The organism is Geodermatophilus sp. URMC 61, from assembly GCF_052931555.1.
Genome location: NZ_JBRFHZ010000002.1, coordinates 4,926,301 through 4,946,587 on the forward strand (window position 1 = coordinate 4,926,301; position 20,287 = coordinate 4,946,587).

Consider the following 20,287-nt stretch of genomic DNA (forward strand, 5'->3'; position numbering starts at 1 on the left):
GCCCCGGGGGACCACGGGCTCCGCCGCCCTCAGAACAGGCGGGCGAAGGCGGCACCGAGGTCGGGGACCTCGACCAGCCGCATGCCCTTGGGGGCGCCGCCGGCGTCCTCGGGGACGAGCGCCACCTTGTAGCCCTGACGGGCCGCCTCGGCCAGCCGTCGGCCGGTGCCGCCGACCCGCCGGATCTCCCCGGACAGCCCCACCTCGCCGACCGCGACCAGGCCGCGGGGCAGCGGGACGTCCTTGGCCGCCGACGCGATCGCCAGCGCCAGCGCGAGGTCGGCTGCGGGCTCGGCGATGCGCACCCCGCCGACGGAGGCGGCGAAGACGTCGGCGTCGGCCAGCCTGACCCGGCCGCGCCGCTCCACCACCGCGTTGACCATGGCGACCCGCTGCGAGTCCAGTCCGCTGACCGCCCGACGGGGCGAGCCGCCCCCGCCGCTGGCGGCCACCAGCGCCTGGACCTCGGCCAGCAGCGGCCGGCTGCCCTCGAGGGTGACCGTGACACAGCTGCCCGCCACCGGTGCGGTGCGCCGCGACACGAACAGGTGGGAGGGGTCGGGGACGCCGACCACGCCGGTGTCGCCGATCTCGAAGCAGCCGATCTCGTCAGCCGGGCCGAAACGGTTCTTCATCGCCCGGATCAGGCGCAGCGTGGAGTGGCGCTCACCGTCGAAGGAGACGACGACGTCGACGAGGTGCTCGAGGGTGCGGGGCCCGGCGATGGCGCCGTCCTTGGTGACGTGCCCGACCAGGATGGTGGTCATCCCGCGGCTCTTGGCGACGGCGGTCAGCGCGCTGGCCACGGCCCGCACCTGGGTGGAGCCGCCGTCGGTGCCCTCGACGGCGGGGGAGCGCACGGTCTGCACGCTGTCGAGGACCAGCAGCGAGGGGGCGACGTCCTCGACGTGGGCGAGGACGGCCGACAGCTCGGTCTCCGCGGCGAGGTAGAGGTCGTCGTGCAGCGCGCCGATGCGCTCGGCGCGCAGCCGTACCTGGGCGGCGGACTCCTCACCGGAGACGACGAGGGCCGGGCCGTTGGTGGCGGCCACCCGGTGGGCGACCTCGAGCAGCAGCGTCGACTTGCCCACGCCCGGCTCGCCGGCGACCAGCAGCACCGCCCCGGGCACCAGCCCGCCGCCGAGGACGCGGTCGAACTCCTCGATGCCCGTCGGCACCGCCCGAGCGGCGGCGAGCTCGACCTGGGCGATGGGCACCGCCGGTGCGGTCACCGGGCCGGCGGCCACGGCCCGCAAGGGGGATGCCGGGGTGCCGACCTCCTGGATCGTGCCCCAGGCCTGGCACTCGGGGCACCGACCGACCCACTTGGCGGAGGCGTAGCCGCACTCGGTGCAGCGGTGGGCAGGGCGGGACTTCACTCCGGCAGAGGGCACGGGCCGACGCTAACCGCCGGGTACGACGGTTCCGGTGAGGGCGCGGCCGCCGCATCGACCCATCGCGGCTCCCTGGCAGGGTCCCGCCGCGCCTGCGAGCGGTGGGACCCTGCCAGGGGGCCTCCTACTCGGTCTCGGTGTCCTGCTCCTGGTCGCGGCTCTCCTCGCCCTCGGAGCCACCGCCCTCCTCGTGGTGGAAGTCGAAGGCCTCCCCGCGGGGGAGAGCGCGCCCGGGCGTGGCGACCACGGCCGGGACGGTGATCTCACCGGCGCGCTGGAAGGTCAGGGTGACCTCGATGCGCTGACCCGAGGTCAGCTCCTCGGACAGGTCGGCCAGCTCGACCGTCGGGCCGCCGGCACCGCCGAGGAAGACCGTGGAGCGCGCGGGGATCTCGATCTGGACCTGCGTGCTCGGGCTCGGCGCAGCGGGGACGCTCGGCGTGGGCGTCGTGCCGGTGGTCGGCGTCGCGCCGGGGGTGGTGGGCGTCGCGCCGGGGGTGGTGGGCGTCGCGCCGGGGGTGGTCGGTGTGGCGTCCGGCGTGGTCGGAGTCGCCGGGGTGGTGGTCGCCGGGGAGCCCGGGACGGAGGGGGAGGCGGTGGCCTGCCCGGACACGATCACGCCGTCGAAGGCCGTGCCCTCGATGCCGACCAGGGTGTCGGCCTCGGTGTCGCCGTTGACGATCGCCATCAGCAGCTCGGCGTCGTCGCCGTCGGCGTACAGCCCGTCCTGCGGGTACGCGAGCTGGATCTGGCGCAGCGTGATGTCGCCGACCGCCGCCTCGGGGCCGACCTTGTCCCGGTTCTGGGTGGCCGTCTGGGGGACCTGGCCGGCACTGCACGCGGTCAGCGCGACCGGGCTGAGGAGCAGGACACCCATCGTGGCGGCGCGCAGTGCGCGGTTCACAGCCGTCGACCTCCAGGGACGTGCCGGCCACCGCACGTCGATGGCCCGAGTCGCGCCGAGCCTAACGCCCACCCCACGATGGCCGCCGGGAGGTGAGGCGGTGGTACCCGGCATGCCGCGACGGCCCGCGGGCGACCCGGCGCTGGCCGCGTTCCCCGCCCGCGCACCGGACACCCGGCGGTGGTGCTTCGCCGACCAGCTCGGCCCGCACTTCCTCGACCGCCCCGACCAGCCGGTCCTGCTGATCGAGTCGAAGGCGGTGTTCGCGCGCCGCCGCTTCCACCGCCAGAAGGCCCACCTGGTGCTGTCGGCGCTGCGGCACCGGGCCGCCGAGCTGGGCGACCGGGCGGAGTTCTCCCAGGTGCACACCTACGCCGAGGCGCTGGACCGGGTGCGTGAGCCGCTGAGCGTGTGCGCGCCCACCACCTGGAGCAGCCGCGACTACGTCCTGCGCCGTCCGGGCGTCGCCGTCCTCGCCGCCCGCGGGTTCGTCGCCACGCAGGAGGAGTTCGCCGGGTGGGCCGAGGGGCGGGGTCGTGGGGGCGGTGGGGTGGGCGGACGCCGCCTGCTCATGGAGGACTTCTACCGGGACAACCGGCGCCGCCACGGCGTCCTCATGGACGGCGCCGAACCGGTGGGCGGGCGCTGGAACCTCGACCACGACAACCGGGAGCCGCCGCCGTCGGACGGGCGGCTCGCCGTCCCCGAGCCGTGGTGGCCGGAGGAGGACGAGATCGACGAGCAGGTGCGCGCCGACCTCGACCGCTGGGAGGCCGCCGGCGACGTCGCGTTCGTGGGGGACGACGGCCCGCGGCTGTTCCCGGTGACCTGCGGTGAGGCGCTGCTCCGGCTGCGCGACTTCCTCGACACCCGGCTCCGCGCGTTCGGCCCGCACGAGGACGCGATGCTCACCGGCGACCGCTGGATGGCGCACTCGCTGCTCTCCCCGGCCCTCAACCTCGGTCTGCTGGACCCGCTCGAGGTGGTGCACGCCGCCGAGCAGTGCTACCGCGACTCGGTGGCCGAGGGCGACCCGCTGCCGCTCAACAGCGTGGAGGGGTTCGTCCGCCAGGTCATGGGGTGGCGCGACTACATCTGGCACACCTACTGGCACACCTACTGGCACGTCGGCCGGGACTTCCGGCACGCCAACGCCCTGGCCGCGCACGAGGCGGTGCCGGACTGGCTGGCCGACCTCGACGACGGCGCGGTCGAGGCCGCCTGCCTGTCCGACGTCCTCGGCGACCTGCGCCGTGACGGCTGGGTGCACCACATCCCCCGGTTGATGGTGCTCGGCAACTACGCGCTGCAGCGCGGCATCGACCCGCTGGCGATGACCGACTGGTTCCACCGCAGCTTCGTCGACGGCTACGACTGGGTGATGGTCGCCAACGTGGTCGGCATGAGCCAGCACGCCGACGGCGGCCTGCTGGCCACCAAGCCCTACGCCGCCGGCGGCGCCTACATCGACCGGATGAGCGACTACTGCGGCGGCTGCCGCTACCACCCGCGCACCCGGCTGGGCGAGGACGCCTGCCCCTTCACCGCGGGCTACTGGGCCTTCCTCGAGCGCAACCGGGAGCGGCTGGCGCCGAACCAGCGGATGCGCCGCGCGCTCCAGGGTCTGGACCGGCTCGAGGGCCTGGAGGAGGTCGTCGAGCAGGAGCGGCTGCGGGGCACCGAGGCCATCTGATCGGGGGACGGCGGTCCAGTCCGGGCCCGTGCCTGCCGATCCCCCTGCCGTACAGCGGTACGGCGGGAGGTGCGGATGGCGACGGGTCCGGCGTTCGACGACGTCCTCGCGGCGGCGCAGGCGGGTGCCGCGTGGGCCTTCGAGGTGCTCTACCGGGACCTCTCGCCGGCGGTCACGGGGTACCTGCGGCTGCACGGTGCCCTCGACCCCGACGACCTGGCCAGCGAGACCTTCCTCGCCGTCTTCCGCGGTCTCGTCGGCTTCTCGGGGGACGAGGACGCCCTGCGCTCGTGGGTGTTCACCATCGCCCACCGCCGGCTGGTCGACGACTGGCGCCGACGCAGCCGCCGTCCCCGGCTGGCCGACGACGTCGACGACCTGCCGGAGACCCCCGGCGGCGACGTGGAGGACGACGTCCTGACCCGGCTGGGCACCGAGACCGTGCACCGCCTGTGTGCGGGCCTGCCCTCCGACCAGCGCTCGGTCCTGCTGTTGCGGGTGCTCGCCGACCTCACCGTCGAGCAGGTCGCGGCGGTGATGGGCCGTTCGGTGGCCTCGGTGAAGGCACTGCAGCGGCGCGGGCTGCGCCGGCTGCGCGCCGAGCTCGAGCCGGCCGGCACCCCCCGGACGGGTGAGGCGGGCGGGACGGCGGGCGCACCCCTGGCGGCCCGCCCGGCGATGACGGGAGCGAGATGACCACGCCAGCCGACGTCCGGACCGACGAGGAGGCCTTCGCGGCCTGCCTCGCCGGCCGTCCCCTGCCCGCGGGCGCGCAGGGCCTGGCCGCGTTCACCGACGCGGTCCGGGCGAGCGCCACCGCGCCCGGGCGGCCGAACGCGGCCCTGGCCGAGCTGCTGGCGACCGGTCTCCTCGTCCCCACTCAGGAACCGTCCCGCAGGACGGCCGGGCGACCCGCCCGGACCTCACGGAAGAGGCCCCACGTGCTGATCTCCACCCTCGTCGCCAAGTTCGCCGCCACCGGTGCCGTCGCCAAGGCGGCCGCCGGCACCGGTGTCGTCGTCGTGGCGCTCACCGGCGCCACCACCACCGTCGCACTGACCTCGGAGGAGCCGCCCTCCGTCGTCGAGACCACGACGACCACCGCGGACCCGACCACCGACCCGCTGACCTCGGGCACCGAGCCCGGCGGGTCGACCACGGTGCCCGCCGGCGACCCTGCCGGCGAGCCGAGCGGGGACCAGGGCCTCGCGGGCTCGCCCGAGGGCGAGGACCCGGCACCCTCCGGTGACTCCACGCCGGAGGCCTCCGAGGAGACCGGGGAGGACCCGGACACCACGGCGCCCGAGTCCCCCGAGCTCTCCGAGGGTCAGAAGCCGACCGACGACGAGAAGTTCAAGCGGCACCCGGACAACCCCGGCAGGGCGGCCAGTGCCGAGGCGCACGAGCGCAACGCCGACCGTAAGGCCGATCGGGAGGAGCAGCCGGAGGCCGGAACGCCCGTCGACGGACAGACCGACGAGGTCCTCGAGGCCGAGCAGGCGCCGGTGGTGGAGCAGCCGGCGGCCCCCGCCCAGCACCCCGGCAACGGCAACGGCAACGGCAACGGCAACGGCAACGGCAACGGCAAGAAGTGAGCCAGGGCGGGGCCGCGGTCACCCGACCGCGGCCCCGCCGGCGAGCAGCAGCACCACGTCCAGGACGGTCAGCAGCATGACCGCGGGGAACGCCAGCCGGCGGAACCGCCGGGTGCCCGCCAGCGCCGCCACGACGACGGCCGGCACCGCCAGTGCCAGCCCGGCCCACGCGGCAGCGGTCGGGGGGCCGTCCGGACCGAGCACCAGCACCAGCGAGGCCCCGCCCAGGACGACCGCCCCGGTGACGGCGGAGCCCCGTGCACCCAGCCGGTGCGGCAGGCCGCGGACGCCGGTGGCCAGGTCGTCCTCCAGGTCCGGGGCGACGTTGGCCAGGTGCGCGGCGGCGCCCAGCGCGGCCCCGGCGGTGACCAGCCACCACGGTGCCGCGAGCCAGTTCGACCCACCCGTCCCCGGCGCCGCGGCCACCACCCCGGCCGGCAGCGCCCCGAAGCCGGTGACGTAGGGCAGCACCGAGACGGCGGTGCGCTTGAGCCCGGCGTTGTAGGCCCAGCCGCTGGCCACGAGTACGAGCAGCAGCAGTCCGGGGACGGGGCCGAGCAGCAGGGACAGGACGACGGCCGCGGCGGCCGCCCCGACGGCCAGCGTGCGCAGCAGTGCGGGTGCCACGGCCCCCTGCACGACCGGCTTGTCGGCCCGGGCGACGGCGCGGTCGCGGTCGGCGTCGAGCCAGTCGTTGCTCCAGCCGATCGACGCCTGACCAGCGAGGACGGCGGCCGTCACGAGCGCTGCACGGCCCGGGGGCACCCCCGCGGCGAGGGCCAGGAGGCCGGCCACGACGGTGACCGCGACGGCCGGCCCGGGATGGGTGGCGAGGACCAGCGCACGGGGGGTGGCCCCCGGTCGCACCCCTCGCGCAGGCACACCCACCATGCTCCTGTCAACCCCTCCCGGGCAGCGTGTCTGGCCGTTGACCTGCGGGTTTACGAAATCGACCGGTCCCCTTCGTCAGTTTGCCGTGGTAACCTTGTGGACAGCGAAAGGGGTCACACACACATGGGCTTCACTGTCGGCGAGACCGTTGTCTACCCGCACCACGGGGCAGCGCTGATCGAGGCGATCGAGACGCGGGTCATCAAGGGCGAAGAGAAGGCCTACCTCGTGCTGAAGGTCGCTCAGGGCGACCTGACCGTGCGGGTGCCGGCTGACAACGCAGAGATCGTCGGCGTCCGTGACGTCGTCGGTCAGGACGGACTGAACCGGGTCTTCGAGGTGCTGCGGGCTCCGCACACCGAGGAGCCGACCAACTGGTCGCGTCGCTACAAGGCCAACCTCGAGAAGCTCGCCTCCGGTGACGTCAACAAGGTCGCCGAGGTCGTGCGCGACCTCTGGCGCCGCGACAAGGACCGTGGCCTCTCCGCCGGCGAGAAGCGCATGCTCTCCAAGGCGCGCCAGATCCTGGTGAGCGAGCTCGCGCTCGCCGAGGGCACCAACGAGGACAAGGCCGAGGTGCTCCTCGACGAGGTCCTCGCCAGCTGAGCTCGGCTCCCGAGCTCTCCTCACACCTCCAGTCCACTCCCGTGCACGCTGTCGGCATCGTCGCAGCGGCCGGGAGTGGTCTGCGTCTGGGGGCGGACCGGCCGAAGGCGTTGGTCCCCCTGGCCGGACGACCGCTGGTCGCCTGGTCGGTCGACACCCTGCTCGGCAGCGGGGTGGGCGAGGTGGTGGTGGCCGTGCCGGCCGACGAGCTGGCCGCCTTCGCCGCCGTCCTGCCGCCGGAGGCGCGTCTCGTCGCCGGCGGCGCCACGCGCACGGCGTCGGTCCGGGCCGCCCTCGCCACCGTGGCCGGTCCCGCCCGCCCCGCGCCCGACGCGGTCCTGGTGCACGACGCCGCCCGTCCGCTGACCCCGCCCGAGGTGGTGACCCGCGTGCTGGCGGCGCTGGCCGGCGGGGCGCCGGCGGTCGTGCCGGTGCTGCCGGTCGTCGACACGACGGTCAGCGTCGACGGCGACGGCCTCGTGACCGGCGCCCTGCCGCGGGAGACCCTGCGCCGGGTACAGACCCCCCAGGGCTTCGCCCGCGCCGTCCTCGTCGACGCCTACGACCGGCTGCCCGACGGCGTCGAGCTGACCGACGACGCCGCGGTCGTCCGTGCGGCCGGGGTCCCCGTCGCGACGGTGACCGGCGACGAGCGCGCCGCGAAGGTGACGGTGCCGCACGACCTCGCGGTGGCCGAGATGCAGATCCGCCGGTGACCGCCGCCGAGCTGCCGCGGGTGGGCGTCGGGGTGGACGTCCACCCGGTCGAGGCCGGCCGCACCTGCTGGCTGGCCGGGCTGGAGTGGCCCGGGGTCGACGGCTGCGCCGGGCACTCCGACGGCGACGTCGTGGCGCACGCCCTCACCGACGCCGTCCTCTCTGCCGCCGGGCTCGGCGACATCGGCGGCCTGCTCGGCACGGACGACCCGCGCTGGGCCGGCGCGCGCGGGGCCGCCGTCCTCGCGCACGTGCGCGAGGTCCTCGAGGTCGCCGGGTGGCAGGTCGGCAACGCCGCGGTCCAACTGGTCGGCAACACCCCGAGAGTGGGCCCGCGTCGCGCGGAGGCCGAGCGGGTGCTCGGCGAGGCGCTGGGCGCCCCGGTGAGCGTCACGGCCACCACCACCGACGGCCTGGGGCTCACCGGGCGGGGCGAGGGGCGGGCGGCGGTGGCGACGGCGCTGGTGGTACGAGCGGCGTCCGTAGACTCCCCGCGGTGAGCCTCCGCCTGTACGACACGGCCGCCCGCGCGGTCCGCGACTTCACGCCCCTGCGTGCCGGTCAGGCCTCCGTCTACGTCTGCGGGCTCACCGTGCAGGGGCCGCCGCACGTGGGCCACGTGCGCTCGGCCCTGGCCTTCGACGTGCTGCGCCGCTGGCTGGCGCACAGCGGCCTCGAGGTCACCTACGTCCGGAACGTCACGGACATCGACGACAAGATCCTCGCGAAGGCGGAGGCCGCGGGCGTGTCGTGGTGGGCCTGGGCCTACACCAACGAGCTCGCGGTCACGCGCGCCTACGACGTCCTCGGCGTGCTCCCGCCGACCTACGAGCCGCGCGCCACGGGGCACGTCCCGGACATGGTGGCGCTCATGGAGCGGCTCATCGACCGCGGCCACGCCTACGCCGTCGACGGCGACGTCTACTTCGACGTCCGTTCCTTACCGGAGTACGGCGCGCTGACCGGGCAGCGGCTGGAGAACCTGGAGCCGGCCGCGGACACCGACACCGACGAGCGCAAGCGCGACCCCCGCGACTTCGCGCTGTGGAAGGGGCACAAGCCCAGCGAGCCGGAGACCGCGTCGTGGGCCACGCCGTGGGGCCGGGGCCGGCCGGGCTGGCACCTGGAGTGCTCCGCGATGGCGGAGCGGTACCTGGGGCCGGAGTTCGACATCCACGGGGGCGGGCTGGACCTGCGTTTCCCGCACCACGAGAACGAGCAGGCCCAGTCGCGCGCGGCCGGCGACGGGTTCGCGCGGTACTGGCTGCACAACGGCTGGGTCACCCTCGGCGGCGAGAAGATGAGCAAGTCGCTGGGCAACACCGCGCTGGTCGAGGAGGTGGTGCAGCGGGTGCGGCCGGTCGAGCTGCGCTACTACCTGGTCACGCCGCACTACCGGTCGACCATCGAGTTCACCGACGCCGCACTCGCCGAGGCCGGTGCGGCCTACCGGCGGCTGGAGTCCTTCGTCCGGCGCGCCGCCGAGCGGGTCGGTGGCGCCGGGGCGGGGGAGTGGGCAGGAGACACGGCGGGCAAGGTGGACCTGCCGCCGGAGTTCACCGCCGCCATGGACGACGACCTCGGCACGCCCGCCGCGGTCGCCGCCGTCCACGAGGTGGTACGGCAGGGCAACACCGCCCTCGCCGCCGGGGACGACGAGGGCACGGCCGCGGCCCTGGGCGCGGTCCGGGCGATGCTCGGCGTCCTGGGGCTGGACCCGCTCGACCCGCAGTGGGCCGGCGCCGGGGGCGACGACGGGCTGGCCCGGGTCACCGACGGCCTCGTCACCCTCGCACTCGAGCAGCGCCAGGCCGCCCGGGCTCGCAAGGACTACGCCGCGGCGGACGCGATCCGCGAGCGGCTCGCCGCACTCGGTGTCCAGGTCGAGGACACCCCGCAGGGACCGCGATGGGAGCTGAGCCGCTGATGGCCGGCAACAGCCAGCGCCGGGGGCGCACCACCGGCGCGCACAAGAAGGGCGCCTCGGCGGGCACCGGCGGCAAGGGCCGCCGCGCACTGGCCGGTCGCGGCGCCACCCCGCCGGCGGAGATGCGCCCGGGTCACCCCGCCCAGCGACGCGCGGCCGCCGACGCCCGGCGCCGGGCCGAGCGCGACCGCGGCCGGCAACGCGCCGAGGACGCGCCCGAGCTGCTGCTCGGCCGCAACCCGGTGGTCGAGGCGCTGCGCGCGCAGATCCCGGCGACCGCGCTCTACGTGGTCACGGGTGACACGCGGGCGGCCACCGATGAGCGGATCACCGAGGCGCTGCACCTGGCCAACGACCGGGGGCTGCCGCTGCTGGAGGTCGGCAGGGCCGAGTTCGACCGGATGTCCGGCGGTGCGCTGCACCAGGGCATCGGCCTGCAGGTGCCGCCGTACCAGTACGCCCACCCCGACGACCTGCTCGAGCTCGCCCGCGACTCGGGCCGCCCGCCGCTGGTCGTCGCGATGGACGGCGTCACCGACCCGCGCAACCTGGGCGCCGTCGTCCGCTCGGCCGCGGCGTTCGACGCGCACGGGGTCGTCGTGCCGCAGCGGCGCTCGGTCGGCATGACCGCGTCGGCCTGGCGCACGAGCGCCGGCGCCGCCGCGCGGCTGCCGGTGGCCCGCGCGGTCAACCTGGCCCGGGCGCTGGGCTCGTACCAGGACGCCGGTCTGATGACCGTCGGCCTGGCCGGCGACGGGGACGTGGACGTGCACGACTTCGACGGCTTCGCCGACCCGGTCGCGCTCGTGGTCGGCGCCGAGGGCGCGGGGCTGTCCCGGCTGGTGCGCGAGCGCTGCGACGTCGTCGTGCGCATCCCCATCGCGCGCGACACCGAGTCGCTCAACGTCAGCGTCGCCGCGGGCATCGCCCTCTACGCCGCCGCGTCGTCACGGCGGTAGGTGCAGGGAACGGCGTGCCCCGATGCGCTCTTCCCGACCGTGGAACTGCGCCTCGCCGCACACCGTTCGGCCGCAGGGCCTGGTTGGTTGGGGACATGCCCTCGCTGACGTCCGTCGTCGGAGCCGCCACGGCCACCTTCTCGGCCGGGCTGGTGGTCGTGCCCCGGGTGCTCATCGGGACCATCGGGATGCCCGACACCGCGCAGACGCGGGCCCTGCTCCGCGCCATCGGCGCCCGGGACACCGTGATCGGTCTGGCGATGCTGACCGCACCGGGAGGCCGGGTCCGGGACCTGGCCATCGGCGCGCGGGTCCTCAGCGACTGTGCCGACGCGGCCGTCCTCCCCGCGGCCGTGCCGGACCGGGGCCGGGCGGCCGCACTGCGCCTCTCCGCCGTCGCCTGGGCGGCGCTCGCCCTCGCTGCCGCCGTGTGGGACCGGCGCGCCCGCTGAGTGACGTGCGAGGGCGGCCCCGTCCAGGGGCCCGCACCGAGCTCGCGAGGGGTGGGGAGGACGGGGTCCGTCACCCGAGCAGCTGGGCCACGGTGTAGATGACCAGGCCGGCCAGGCCGCCGACCACGGTGCCGTTGATCCGGATGAACTGCAGGTCGCGGCCGACCTGGAGCTCGATGCGGCGGCTGGTCTCCTCGGTGTCCCAGCGGGCGACCGTGCTGCCGACCAGGTCCGCGACGTCCCCGGAGAAGCGCTCCACCAGGTAGCCCGCGATCCCGTGCGCGTGCCGCTGCACCAGCTCGCGCACCCGCTGGTCGGTCTGCAGCAGCCGGGCGGCCTCGCGGATCATCCCGGCCACGCGGGCCCGCAGCGCCGAGTCCGGGTCGGCGGCTGCGGTCAGGGCGGCGTCCTTGAGGTGGGTCCACAGCGACCCCGACCAGGTCCGGACGGCGGGGTGCTCGAGCAGTTCCTTCTTCAGCTCCTCGACGCGGGCCGCCGTCGCCGGGTCGGTGCGCAGCGCGTGCACGTAGGCGCGCAGCCGGGCGTCGTAGGCCCGCCGCAGCTCGTGGCGGGGGTCCTCGCCGACCTCGTCCAGGAAGGCCATCACGCCGGCGAACACGCGGTCGAACACCCGGTCGTCGACCCAGTCGGGCACCCAGGCGGGGGAGGCGTCGCCCAGCTGCGCGCGGAAGACGACGCGGTTGTCCTCCAGGAACCGCGCCAGGCCGCGCAGCCCCGCCGAGAGCACCTCCTGGTGCCGGTCGCCGTCCACCACGAGCTCGAGGGTCCGGGCCACCACCGGGGCGGCGGGTGTCCCGTGCAGCTTGCGGTCGACGAGGCCGGCGACGGCGGGCCGCAGGTCGTCGTCCCGCAGCAGGCCGGCGACCGAGTGCAGCACCGCACCGGCGTCCCCGGCGAGCCGCTCGGCGCGCCCCGGCGCGGCGAGGAAGGCACCGAGCCGGCCGGGGACGTCGATGGTGGTCAGCTTGTCCTCGACCACGGCGCGGGTCAGGAAGTTCTGCTGGACGAAGGCGCCCAGGCTCGCGCCGATCTGGTCCTTCTTGCGCGGGATGATCGCCGTGTGGGGGATCGGCAGCCGCATCGGGTGCCGGAACAGCGCCGTGACGGCGAACCAGTCGGCCAGCGCGCCGACCATCGAGGCCTCGGCGGTGGCCCGCACGTATCCCACCCAGGCGCCGGTCTCCTCACCGAGGAGCACGCAGGTCAGGAAGACGGCGGCGGCCAGCAGGAACAGGCCGGTCGCCAGGCGCTTCATGCGAGCCAGGTCGCGGGCCCGCTCCGGGTCGTCGAGGGAGGCGGCCAGCGGAGCGATCGGGGAACTCGACGACACCCGTCCCAGCGTAAGGAGGGAGCCGTGCCTGCGGGGCCGGGTGGGACGAGGAGTCCCACCCGGTCGCGGTCTCGTCCAGAGGCTCGCCCCGAGCGTGCGAGGGGTGAGGAGGACGACGTCCTCCATCAGCCCTCGCTGGCGCCCAGGGTGACCTGGATCTGCTGGGTGTCCTGCCCGCGGCGGACGGTGAGGGTCACCTGGTCGCCGGGGGAGGCGCTGCGGACGGCGGCGGTCAGCTCGGTCGAGGTGGTCACGACCCGGTCGCCGACCGCGGTGACGACGTCGCCGGCGCGCAGTCCCGCGTCGGCGGCCGGGGTGCCCGGCTGCACCTGCACCACCTGCGCGCCCGTGCCGATCTCGCGCTGCTGCGGGTCCGCCGCGGTCTGCGCGCTCACACCCAGGTAGGTGATCTCGGCCTTCCCGTCGGCGGTGAGCTCCTGGGCGATCCGCTTGGCGGTGTTGCCCGGGATGGCGAAGCCGACACCGATGTTGCCGCTCTCGGCCGACTGGCCCGGCGCTCCGGAGGCGACCGAGGCGATCGCGGTGTTGATGCCGACCACCTCGCCGGCGCCGTTGACCAGCGCGCCGCCGGAGTTGCCCGGGTTGATCGCCGCATCGGTCTGCAGCGCGTCGATCACGGTGGCGTCGCCCTCCGTGGAGCCGGTGGCCACGGCCCGGCCCTTGGCGCTGATGATGCCGTCGGTCACCGTGTCCGACAGGCCCAGCGGGGCGCCGATCGCCACGGCCAGGTCGCCGACCTGCACCTTGTCGGAGTCGGCGAAGGTCGCCGGGGTCAGACCGGAGGCGCCCTGCAGCTTCAGCACCGCCAGGTCGTAGACGGGCTGCGTGCCGACGACGGTCGCGTCGTAGAGGGTGCCGTCGGAGGTGCGCACCGAGACGACGCTCGAGCCGGCGCCGTCCAGGCTGACCACGTGGTTGTTCGTGAGCACGTAGCCGTCCTGGCTGAGGACGACGCCGGAGCCGCTGCCCGAGCCGGAGGCGCCGGTGACGTAGACGGTGACCACGCTGGGCGCCGCCTTGGCCGCGGCCGCGGTCACCGCGGTCGCCGTCTCGGGGTTGGTGATGGTGACGTTCTGGGCGGCGACCGTGCCTCCGCCGTTGCCGCTGCCGTCCGAGCCGTCGGCGAGCAGCACCACGCCCGCACCGGCGCCACCGCCGATCAGGGCCCCGGCGAGCAGGCCGGCGACGCCGATCCGCCACCGGCCGGCCCGGCGGGGCGGCTCGGACGCGGGTGCCGCCGGGCCGGGGTGCCCGAGCGGCGGCTGCTGCCCGGGGAGGGTGTCGTGCCCAGGGGCGGCCGTCCCCGGCGCCTGCTGACCCGGTGCCGCCTGCCCGGGGGCGGGCTGCTGGGGCCAGGTCGGCGGCGCCCAGGGACCCGGCGCCGGGTGCGGGGTGCCGTAGGGGTTCACGTGTCTCGTCCTCCTCGTGGGCGGCCGGTCCACCGCCCTCGACGTCCACAGTGGGCCGTGCTGCTGACCCGACGCTGGTGGTCTGCTGTGAGCTCCCTGGACGTCTCAGCAGGGGACGTCGAGGAGGAGCCGGCCCCTCCCCACCAGCTCCACCACCGCCCACACGGCCGTGACCTGCACCGCCAGCAGGCCGACGAGCACCAGCAACTGGGCCGCGCCGGCCTCCAGCGGGCTGCCGCCACCGAGCAGTACCCCGACGAACGCGCCGGGCAGCGTGACGAGCCCGACGGTGCGGGTCTGGTCCAGCGGGGGCACCAGCGCCGTGGCCGCGGCCGGCCGCAGCACCTCGCGGACGGCGTCGCGCTGCAGCAGCCCCAGCGCGAGCGCGGCCTCGACCTCGCCGCGCCGGGCGGCCAGCTCCTCCCGCAGCCGGCGGCCGGCCAGGGACGTCGCGGTCATCGCCCCGCCGACGAGGATCCCGGCGATCGGGATGACCGCCTCGCCGCGCAGCGGCACGGTGCCGCTGGCGAGCACCAGGGCCACCACCGGGACCGCGCCGACCAGCACGGGGACGGCGGCGGTGCCCACCCGGCGGGGCGCGCCGGCGCTGCGCAACGCCAGCCCGGTGGCCCGCCCGGCCGCGGTGACCGCCGCGACGCTGACCATGAGCAGCACGAACAGCGCCGAGAGGGCCAGCGAGCGCACGACGACGAGCAGCACCGCCGACACCGCGGCCAGCTGGACGGTCGCGCGCAGCGCGGCGACGACGACCGGGCGCTCCTGGCCGAGGCCGGAGAGCCGGCCGGCCACCGCGGCGAGCGCGGTCAGTGCGACCAGCGCCACCGCCAGCCGGGGGCCGAGGTCGACGACGGAGGAACCCACGGGCGGTGATCATGCCTCCCCCGGCTCCGCCCTCCGGGCCCAGGCATAGGAGGCAATGCCTACGCCCCGGCCGGTGGAGACGCATGCATTGCCTCCTATGCCTCAGCCGACGGCGATGATCTCCTCGCGCGGCTCCTCGCCGGTCAGCCGGTGCACCGGCGGGACGAAGGCCATCGGCGAGGTGCAGTGCCGCAGCAACCAGCGGTGCAGCCCGTCCAGCGGTCGGTGCAGCAGCCCACCGTGGCCCGCGCTCATCGACATCAGTGGGGTCGGGCAGGCGGCGGCCAGCACCCGGCCGCCGGTCGGGCCGGGCACCGGGCTGTGGGTCGCGCGCAGGTCGGGCCAGCGCTCGGCCCACCGCGAGGAGTCCGCCGCCCAGGCGCCGCCGTCGTCCGCCCGGGTGTGCAGCACGAGCAGCGGACGGCCGGCCCGCAGCGCCTCCTCGGCGGCGAAGACGGCCACCGGTTCGTCGTCCTCCCGATCACCGAGGCCGAGCACCGCCACGTGCGGCCGGGAGCCGGTGCCGCCCGGCCGGGACCGCGGGACGACGACCACCGGGCGGGGCGAGCGGGCGGCGACCTTCTGGGCGACCGAGGCGAGCACCATCTCGTCGGCCGCACCGGTCGTGGTGATGCCGAGGACGACGAGCTGGGCGTCCTCGGCGGCGTGCAGCAGCGCCTGCACCGGCTCGCCGGGCACCACCTCGGTGGAGACCGCGACCGACGGTGCGGTGTGCCGGGCGAGGGTGTACGCCTGCGCGGTCGCACCGCGCGCACGGGGGAGGTCGGCGGCGGGGGAGCCGGCCACGCCCCGGTGTCCCAGGTGCGGGGTCGCGTGCACGATCCTCAGCGGTGCGTCGCGGCGGACGGCCTCCTCGGCGGCCCAACGGACCGCTCGGAGCCCGCACTCGCTGCCGTCGGCGCCGACCACCACGGGCGGCGGCTGCGGGTCGTCGTCCGCCGGGCCGGGCGCGGGCGGCGTCCCGGCTGGAGTGCGGGGCGTCGTGGACACGGGCACCTCCGGATGACGGTCGTCCCCCGCGCGTGCCGTCGAGGTTCCTCGCCCGGGGCTCGCGAGGGAAGACCGCCCCGCCACGGAGGGTGCAAGAGGCGTGCGAGTTGGGTAGGGGCGGAGCCCGGGTCGCCGCTCGTCGGTGATCGCCCGGCCTCCCGAGTTCGGTCCTGCCTGGAGGGTGCCCCCGTGTCCAGCCGCGGTCCGCTTCCCCGCCTCCTCCTCTGGACCGGCGCCACCGTCGGCGCCGGGCTGGCCGTCATCGGCGGCCTGGCCCTGCGACCGCCGGGCCTGGTCGCGGTGGGGCTCGCCGCGCTGGTGTCCGCCTGCCTGGCGGCGGGGGTGGCCCGGGAGTCCCGGCCCGGGCAGCAGGCCATCGTCGACGCGGCCTGGAAGGCCGGGGCGGCGACCGTCGCGGTGCTGCTGGTCCTCTCCGGCACCGCCGTGCTCGGCGGGGCGGCGCTCACCCTGGTCGTCGCCGGGGCCGCCGCGGGCGCGGGGGCCGTCGTCTGGCTGGTCCGCAGCTCCCCGAGGACGTCGGCATCCGCCGCCGCGACCCGTCAGCCGGCCGTCCCGCTGCCGCCGGTGTCCTCGCTGTCCACCGAGGCGCTCGGCCGCGAGTGGGTCCGGACCACGACGGCGCTGTCCGGCCCGCTCGACGCCCCCACCCGCGAGGCGATCGTCGTCCGGCGGCAGCAGACCCTCGACGAGCTCGAGCGGCGCGACCCCGACGGCTTCGCCCGGTGGCTCTCCGGGCTCCCGCTGGCCGGCAGCGACCCCAGCGGCGACCTCAAGCACGGCGACACCGCCGCCTGACGGACGAGGACGACCGGCTCGTCCGACAGTGGACGCAGCTGCTCGACGAATCGGTGCGGATGAAGGCTGGAGCGCTGCCGGGGAACGCTCGACGAGGCGGCTCTCGCGTCCGGCAGCGGCAGGTACCCATACGTCGGGTGATGGGTGTAGTGGTCTTTCGTGACCGATTTCTTCATCAGTCACGCGGGCCGGGACACCGCGTGGGCGGAGTGGCTGGCCTGGCAGCTCGAGCAGGCCGGCTACCGCGTCGAGCTGGCCGTGTGGGACTGGGCGCCGGGTGAGGACTTCGTGGCCCGCATGGAGGCGGCGCTGGAGCGGGCGGACCGGCTGCTGGCGGTGTGCACCGAGGCCTACTTCGCCTCCGCGTTCGGCGGCGCCGAGCTGCGCGCGGCATTCGCCCAGCAGGCAGAGGGGCGGATCGTGCCGGTGCTCATCGAACCAGTGCGCCTGCCACCGTTGTACGCGTCGCTGATCCACCTGGACCTGACCGGCCTGGACGAGGCCGCCGCGGCGGCTCGGCTGCGGACGAGGTTGACCGGTGGCCGGCCGACGGACGCGCCGCCGTTCCCCTGCGCGGGGCCCGCACCGGCCGGTCGGCCAGGATTTGCCGGCCGTCTACCGATGGTGTGGAAGGTGCCGCCCCGGAACCCGCGGTTCTCCGGCCGGGACGGCCTGCTGGCCGAGCTACGCCGGCGACTACGCGCGGGCGAGACCACACTGGCGGTGCAGGCGCTGTACGGGCTGGGCGGGGTGGGCAAGACCCAGCTGGCGATCGAGTACGCGCACCGGTTCGCCTCCGACTACGACTTGGTGTGGTGGGTCGACGCCGAGCAGCCGGTGCTCATCCCCGACCAGCTGTCCGGGCTGGCCACCCGGCTCGCCCTGCCGGCCGGAGGCACGGTGGCCGAGACGGTGGAGCGGCTGCTGGCCGAGCTGCGCGGCCGGGACCGGTGGTTGCTGGTCTTCGACAACGCCGAGCGGCCGGGTGACATCGCCGACTTCCGGCCCGGCGGAGCCGGGCACGTGCTGATCACCTCCCGCTCTCCCGGCTGGGGCGCGCTGGGCGGCCGGCTGGAGGTCGACGTGCTGGCCCGGGCGGAAACGGTGGCGTTGCTGCGCGCCCGCATCGCTGCCCTGAGCGAGGAGCTAGCCGACGCCCTCGCCGCCGAACTCGGCGACCTGCCGCTGGCCGCCGCCCAGGCCGCCGGTTATCTCGAGCAGACCGAGCTGCCACCGGCGGACTACCTGCGCCGGTTCCGCACCCGCCGCGCGACCCTGCTGGCCCGCGGTGAGGTGGTCGGCTACTCCGGGCGGATCGACACCACCTGGGCGCTGTCCCTGGAGCGACTCAGGTGCGAGGACCCGGCCGCCGTCCAGCTGCTGCAGTGGGCCGCCTTCCTCGCGCCCGAACCCATCCCGCTGTGCCTTTTCGGCGAGCACGCCGAGCTGCTGGGCGAGCCGCTGGGCAGCACCGCCGCCAACGTCGACGACCTGGCCGACACCGTCGGTGCGCTGGTCGGCTACTCGCTGGCCCGCCGCCATTCCGAGGGCTTCCAGGTGCACCGGCTGGTGCAGGCGGTGATCCGCCACCAGATGGCGCCCGACATGCAGCAGGCCACCGCCGAGCGGGTGGTGGCGCTGCTGGCCGCCGCGGCCCCCGGCGATCCGGAGGATCCGGTCAGCTGGGCCGCCTACGCCCAGCGCGCTCCGCACGTGCTCGCCACCGCCCCGCTGGGTGACTCCTCTCCCGCCCACCGGCAACTGGTCCTGAACACCGCCCGTTACCTGCAGAGCCACGGGGACCATGCCGCCACCCGGGCCGTCTCTGCACCGCTGCTCGACCGCTGGCGGTCGGTCCTCGGCCCCGACCATCCCGACACCCTCACCGCCGCCAGCATCCTCGCCCTCGCCCTGGTGACGCTGGGTGAGGAAGAGTCCGCTCGTCCCATGTGCGAGGCCACGCTGCAGCGCTGCCGCCGGGTGTTCGGCCCGGACCACCCCACCACCCTGGGTACGGCCGGCGCCCTGATGCACGCCCTGAGCCAGGCCGGCGAGATCGAACCGGCGCGCGCCCTGGGCGAGGACACTCTGCCGCGCTGCCGTCGCGTGCTCGGCCCGGACCACGCCAGGACCTTGTCGTCGGCGACCGCCCTCACGTTCATCCTGGCCCAACTGGGGGAGGCGGAGCCGGCCCGCGCCCTGGGCCAGGACACCCTGCCGCGCTGCCGCCGGGCGCTCGGCCCGGACCACCTCGTCACCCTGACAGCGGCGGGCGCCCTGACCCACGCCCTGAACCAGCTGGGGGAGGCAGAGCCGGCCCGCGCCCTGGGCGAGGACACCCTGCAGGGCTGCCGTCGGGCGCTCGGCCCGGACCACCTCGTCACCCAGTTGACCGCGATTGCCCTGACCGGCGCCCTGGTCCAGGTGGGTGAGGTCGACTCGGCCTGCGCTCTGGGTGAGGACACCCTGCAGGGCTGCCGCCGGGTCCTCGGCCCCGACCACACCACCACGCTGTTGGCGGGCACCGCCCTGGCCCTGGCCCTGGTCGGCTCGGGTGAGGCGGAGTCGGCTCGCGCCCTGGGTGAGGACACCCTGCGGGGCTGCCGCCGGGCGTTCGGCCCGGACCGCCTGGTCACCCTGTGGGCGGCGGGCGCCCTGACCGGCGCCCTGGTGCAGCTGGGTGAGGCGGAGTCGGCTCGCGCCCTGGGCGAGGACACCCTGCGGCGCTGCCGCCGGGCGCTGGGCCCGGACCACCTGGTCAGCCTGTGGGCAGCGGGCGCCCTGACCGGCGCCCTGGTCCAGCTGGGTGAGGTCGATCAGGCCCGCGCCCTGGGCCAGGACGCCCTGGAGCGCTGTTGCCGGGCCCTCACCACCGACCACCTGATCACCCGATACCTGATCGAGGTCGCCGGGACCGGGCGCCCTGTGCCCGGTGATGAGGCTGCCGCCGGCCATGTGGATCAGCCCGAGTGATCGGCCATCCAGCGCCCGGACCTAAAGCCTCCGCCTCCGGATGGTGCCGTGCGGACCACGTGCCGGGGCCACGGGGACGACCACCGGTCCCTCGGCGGTGCGAGTCGCCCCGTGTGTTGTCCCTATCCTTGTCCCGGGACTAGTTCCCATGTCCCGCCGGCGTGGCGCAACTGGCAGCGCACCCGACTTGTAATCGGGCGGTTGGGGGTTCGAGTCCCCCCGTCGGCTCCCTCGCCTCACGGCGTCCGCCCGGTGGCCGACCCCGATGGTCGTTGCAAAGGTAAACGATCGGCAAGAAGTCGGTAAAGCGTCGTCCGGCCCGACACCGAGGACATCCGTACTGCCTAGCGTCCCGGCCGTGACCACAGCGGTCAGCCCCTCCCGGGGCTGACCGGCACCACAACGGGGCTGCCGCCCGGGTGCCGTGGCCGGAACGCCGGCCACCCCACCCCTCGGGTCCGGGGGTCCGGACCCCCCGCCGACGCCCGGTCACGGCGACGGCACGGAGGCACCAGTGCGCGGCACGTCGGAGAAGACGACGAGAGGGTGGGATGTACCGGTGTCATTGACCCTGGCCGTCATCGCGGTCATCGTCCTGCTGATGGCGCTCACCGCGGCCTTGTACTGGCGCGAGAACAAGCGAGCCGAGATCCGCCGCCACGACGCCAGCCGGGGGAGGGGGTAGGC

At 75.7% G+C, this 20,287-nt stretch carries 19 protein-coding genes and 1 tRNA gene; 13 read left to right on the top strand and 7 right to left on the bottom strand.

The genetic code is table 11. The features are described from left to right. Positions 1-29: 29 nt before the first annotated feature. Together radA and ACU610_RS23050 are read right to left on the bottom strand one after the other, a co-directional pair. A complete protein-coding gene (gene radA, locus ACU610_RS23045) occupies positions 30-1,394 on the bottom strand; it encodes a DNA repair protein RadA (protein ID WP_446770020.1) in 1,365 nt (454 codons plus the stop codon). Between the two features lie 124 nt (positions 1,395-1,518). Further along, positions 1,519-2,298: a hypothetical protein gene (locus ACU610_RS23050; protein WP_446770021.1), complete on the bottom strand. Its 780-nt coding sequence runs from the start codon at positions 2,296-2,298 to the stop codon at positions 1,519-1,521. Between the two features lie 112 nt (positions 2,299-2,410). Here ACU610_RS23050 and ACU610_RS23055 point away from each other — a divergent pair, with 112 nt between their 5' ends. The 3 genes from ACU610_RS23055 (at position 2,411) to ACU610_RS23065 (ending at position 5,586) form a co-directional block, all read left to right on the top strand. After that, a complete protein-coding gene (locus ACU610_RS23055; RefSeq protein ID WP_446770022.1) occupies positions 2,411-3,991 on the top strand; it encodes a cryptochrome/photolyase family protein in 1,581 nt (526 codons plus the stop codon). Between the two features lie 75 nt (positions 3,992-4,066). Continuing rightward, positions 4,067-4,687, top strand: a complete 621-nt coding sequence (locus ACU610_RS23060) for an RNA polymerase sigma factor (protein ID WP_446770023.1) — start codon at positions 4,067-4,069, stop codon at positions 4,685-4,687. Continuing rightward, positions 4,684-5,586 (top strand): hypothetical protein, encoded by a 903-nt coding sequence (locus ACU610_RS23065; protein ID WP_446770024.1) that lies wholly within the window; start codon positions 4,684-4,686, stop codon positions 5,584-5,586. The genes ACU610_RS23060 and ACU610_RS23065 overlap by 4 nt, the downstream gene beginning before the upstream one ends. An 18-nt stretch (positions 5,587-5,604) precedes the next feature. Here ACU610_RS23065 and ACU610_RS23070 read toward each other — a convergent pair whose 3' ends face one another. Then, on the bottom strand, positions 5,605-6,468 hold the full coding sequence (locus ACU610_RS23070) for a UbiA family prenyltransferase (RefSeq protein WP_446770025.1): 864 nt from the start codon (positions 6,466-6,468) through the stop codon (positions 5,605-5,607). A gap of 132 nt (positions 6,469-6,600) precedes the next feature. On the opposite strand from ACU610_RS23070, the gene ACU610_RS23075 reads away from it, so the two are divergent. From ACU610_RS23075 to ACU610_RS23100, 6 genes are all read left to right on the top strand, one after another. Continuing rightward, positions 6,601-7,083: a CarD family transcriptional regulator gene (locus ACU610_RS23075; protein ID WP_073418385.1), complete on the top strand. Its 483-nt coding sequence runs from the start codon at positions 6,601-6,603 to the stop codon at positions 7,081-7,083. A 41-nt stretch (positions 7,084-7,124) separates the two neighbouring features. Beyond that, the gene (gene ispD, locus ACU610_RS23080; RefSeq protein ID WP_446770026.1) at positions 7,125-7,799 is read left to right on the top strand and encodes a 2-C-methyl-D-erythritol 4-phosphate cytidylyltransferase; all 675 of its coding nucleotides are present in this window, start codon (positions 7,125-7,127) and stop codon (positions 7,797-7,799) included. Further along, positions 7,796-8,299 (top strand): 2-C-methyl-D-erythritol 2,4-cyclodiphosphate synthase, encoded by a 504-nt coding sequence (ispF, locus tag ACU610_RS23085; protein ID WP_446770027.1) that lies wholly within the window; start codon positions 7,796-7,798, stop codon positions 8,297-8,299. The genes ispD and ispF overlap by 4 nt, the downstream gene beginning before the upstream one ends. Continuing rightward, entirely contained in the window at positions 8,296-9,726 is a 1,431-nt protein-coding gene (cysS, locus tag ACU610_RS23090) for a cysteine--tRNA ligase (protein ID WP_446770028.1), read from the top strand. The genes ispF and cysS overlap by 4 nt, the downstream gene beginning before the upstream one ends. Further along, positions 9,708-10,685 carry a 23S rRNA (guanosine(2251)-2'-O)-methyltransferase RlmB gene (gene rlmB / locus ACU610_RS23095; RefSeq protein WP_446770029.1) on the top strand — a complete coding sequence of 326 codons (978 nt, stop codon included), beginning with the start codon at positions 9,708-9,710 and terminating at the stop codon, positions 10,683-10,685. Before cysS ends, rlmB begins: the two co-directional genes overlap by 19 nt. Before the next feature lie 95 nt (positions 10,686-10,780). Further along, positions 10,781-11,137, top strand: a complete 357-nt coding sequence (locus ACU610_RS23100; RefSeq protein ID WP_446770030.1) for a hypothetical protein — start codon at positions 10,781-10,783, stop codon at positions 11,135-11,137. Positions 11,138-11,207: 70 nt separating this feature from the next. Here the strand turns inward: ACU610_RS23100 and ACU610_RS23105 are convergent, their stop codons facing one another. The 4 genes from ACU610_RS23105 to ACU610_RS23120 form a co-directional block, all read right to left on the bottom strand. Continuing rightward, positions 11,208-12,488 (bottom strand): DUF445 domain-containing protein, encoded by a 1,281-nt coding sequence (locus tag ACU610_RS23105; protein ID WP_446770031.1) that lies wholly within the window; start codon positions 12,486-12,488, stop codon positions 11,208-11,210. A gap of 125 nt (positions 12,489-12,613) precedes the next feature. Beyond that, a complete protein-coding gene (locus ACU610_RS23110; protein WP_446770032.1) occupies positions 12,614-13,918 on the bottom strand; it encodes a trypsin-like peptidase domain-containing protein in 1,305 nt (434 codons plus the stop codon). Positions 13,919-14,023: 105 nt separating this feature from the next. Next, positions 14,024-14,800 carry an ABC transporter permease gene (locus tag ACU610_RS23115; RefSeq protein WP_446770033.1) on the bottom strand — a complete coding sequence of 259 codons (777 nt, stop codon included), beginning with the start codon at positions 14,798-14,800 and terminating at the stop codon, positions 14,024-14,026. Positions 14,801-14,902: 102 nt separating this feature from the next. Next, entirely contained in the window at positions 14,903-15,811 is a 909-nt protein-coding gene (locus ACU610_RS23120) for a universal stress protein (protein ID WP_446770034.1), read from the bottom strand. 189 nt (positions 15,812-16,000) lie between these two features. On the opposite strand from ACU610_RS23120, the gene ACU610_RS23125 reads away from it, so the two are divergent. The 4 genes from ACU610_RS23125 to ACU610_RS23140 all read left to right on the top strand — a co-directional run bounded on the left by ACU610_RS23125 (position 16,001) and on the right by ACU610_RS23140 (position 20,285). Then, positions 16,001-16,627, top strand: a complete 627-nt coding sequence (locus ACU610_RS23125) for a hypothetical protein (RefSeq protein ID WP_446770035.1) — start codon at positions 16,001-16,003, stop codon at positions 16,625-16,627. Between the two features lie 159 nt (positions 16,628-16,786). Next, positions 16,787-19,600: an FxSxx-COOH system tetratricopeptide repeat protein gene (gene fxsT / locus ACU610_RS23130; RefSeq protein ID WP_446770036.1), complete on the top strand. Its 2,814-nt coding sequence runs from the start codon at positions 16,787-16,789 to the stop codon at positions 19,598-19,600. 155 nt (positions 19,601-19,755) lie between these two features. Then, positions 19,756-19,828: transfer RNA gene (locus ACU610_RS23135), tRNA-Thr, on the top strand. Positions 19,829-20,159: 331 nt separating this feature from the next. Next, positions 20,160-20,285 carry a hypothetical protein gene (locus ACU610_RS23140; protein WP_446770037.1) on the top strand — a complete coding sequence of 42 codons (126 nt, stop codon included), beginning with the start codon at positions 20,160-20,162 and terminating at the stop codon, positions 20,283-20,285. Positions 20,286-20,287: the final 2 nt, after the last annotated feature.

Excerpts from the sequence above, each read along its gene's own strand:
- ACU610_RS23100 (WP_446770030.1), top strand. The coding sequence starts at position 10,781 with ATGCCCTCGCTGACGTCCGTCGTCGGAGCCGCCACGGCCACCTTCTCG.
- rlmB (WP_446770029.1), top strand. The coding sequence starts at position 9,708 with ATGGGAGCTGAGCCGCTGATGGCCGGCAACAGCCAGCGCCGGGGGCGC.
- ACU610_RS23060 (WP_446770023.1), top strand. The coding sequence starts at position 4,067 with ATGGCGACGGGTCCGGCGTTCGACGACGTCCTCGCGGCGGCGCAGGCG.
- ACU610_RS23055 (WP_446770022.1), top strand. The coding sequence starts at position 2,411 with ATGCCGCGACGGCCCGCGGGCGACCCGGCGCTGGCCGCGTTCCCCGCC.
- ACU610_RS23075 (WP_073418385.1), top strand. The coding sequence starts at position 6,601 with ATGGGCTTCACTGTCGGCGAGACCGTTGTCTACCCGCACCACGGGGCA.
- ACU610_RS23065 (WP_446770024.1), top strand. The coding sequence starts at position 4,684 with ATGACCACGCCAGCCGACGTCCGGACCGACGAGGAGGCCTTCGCGGCC.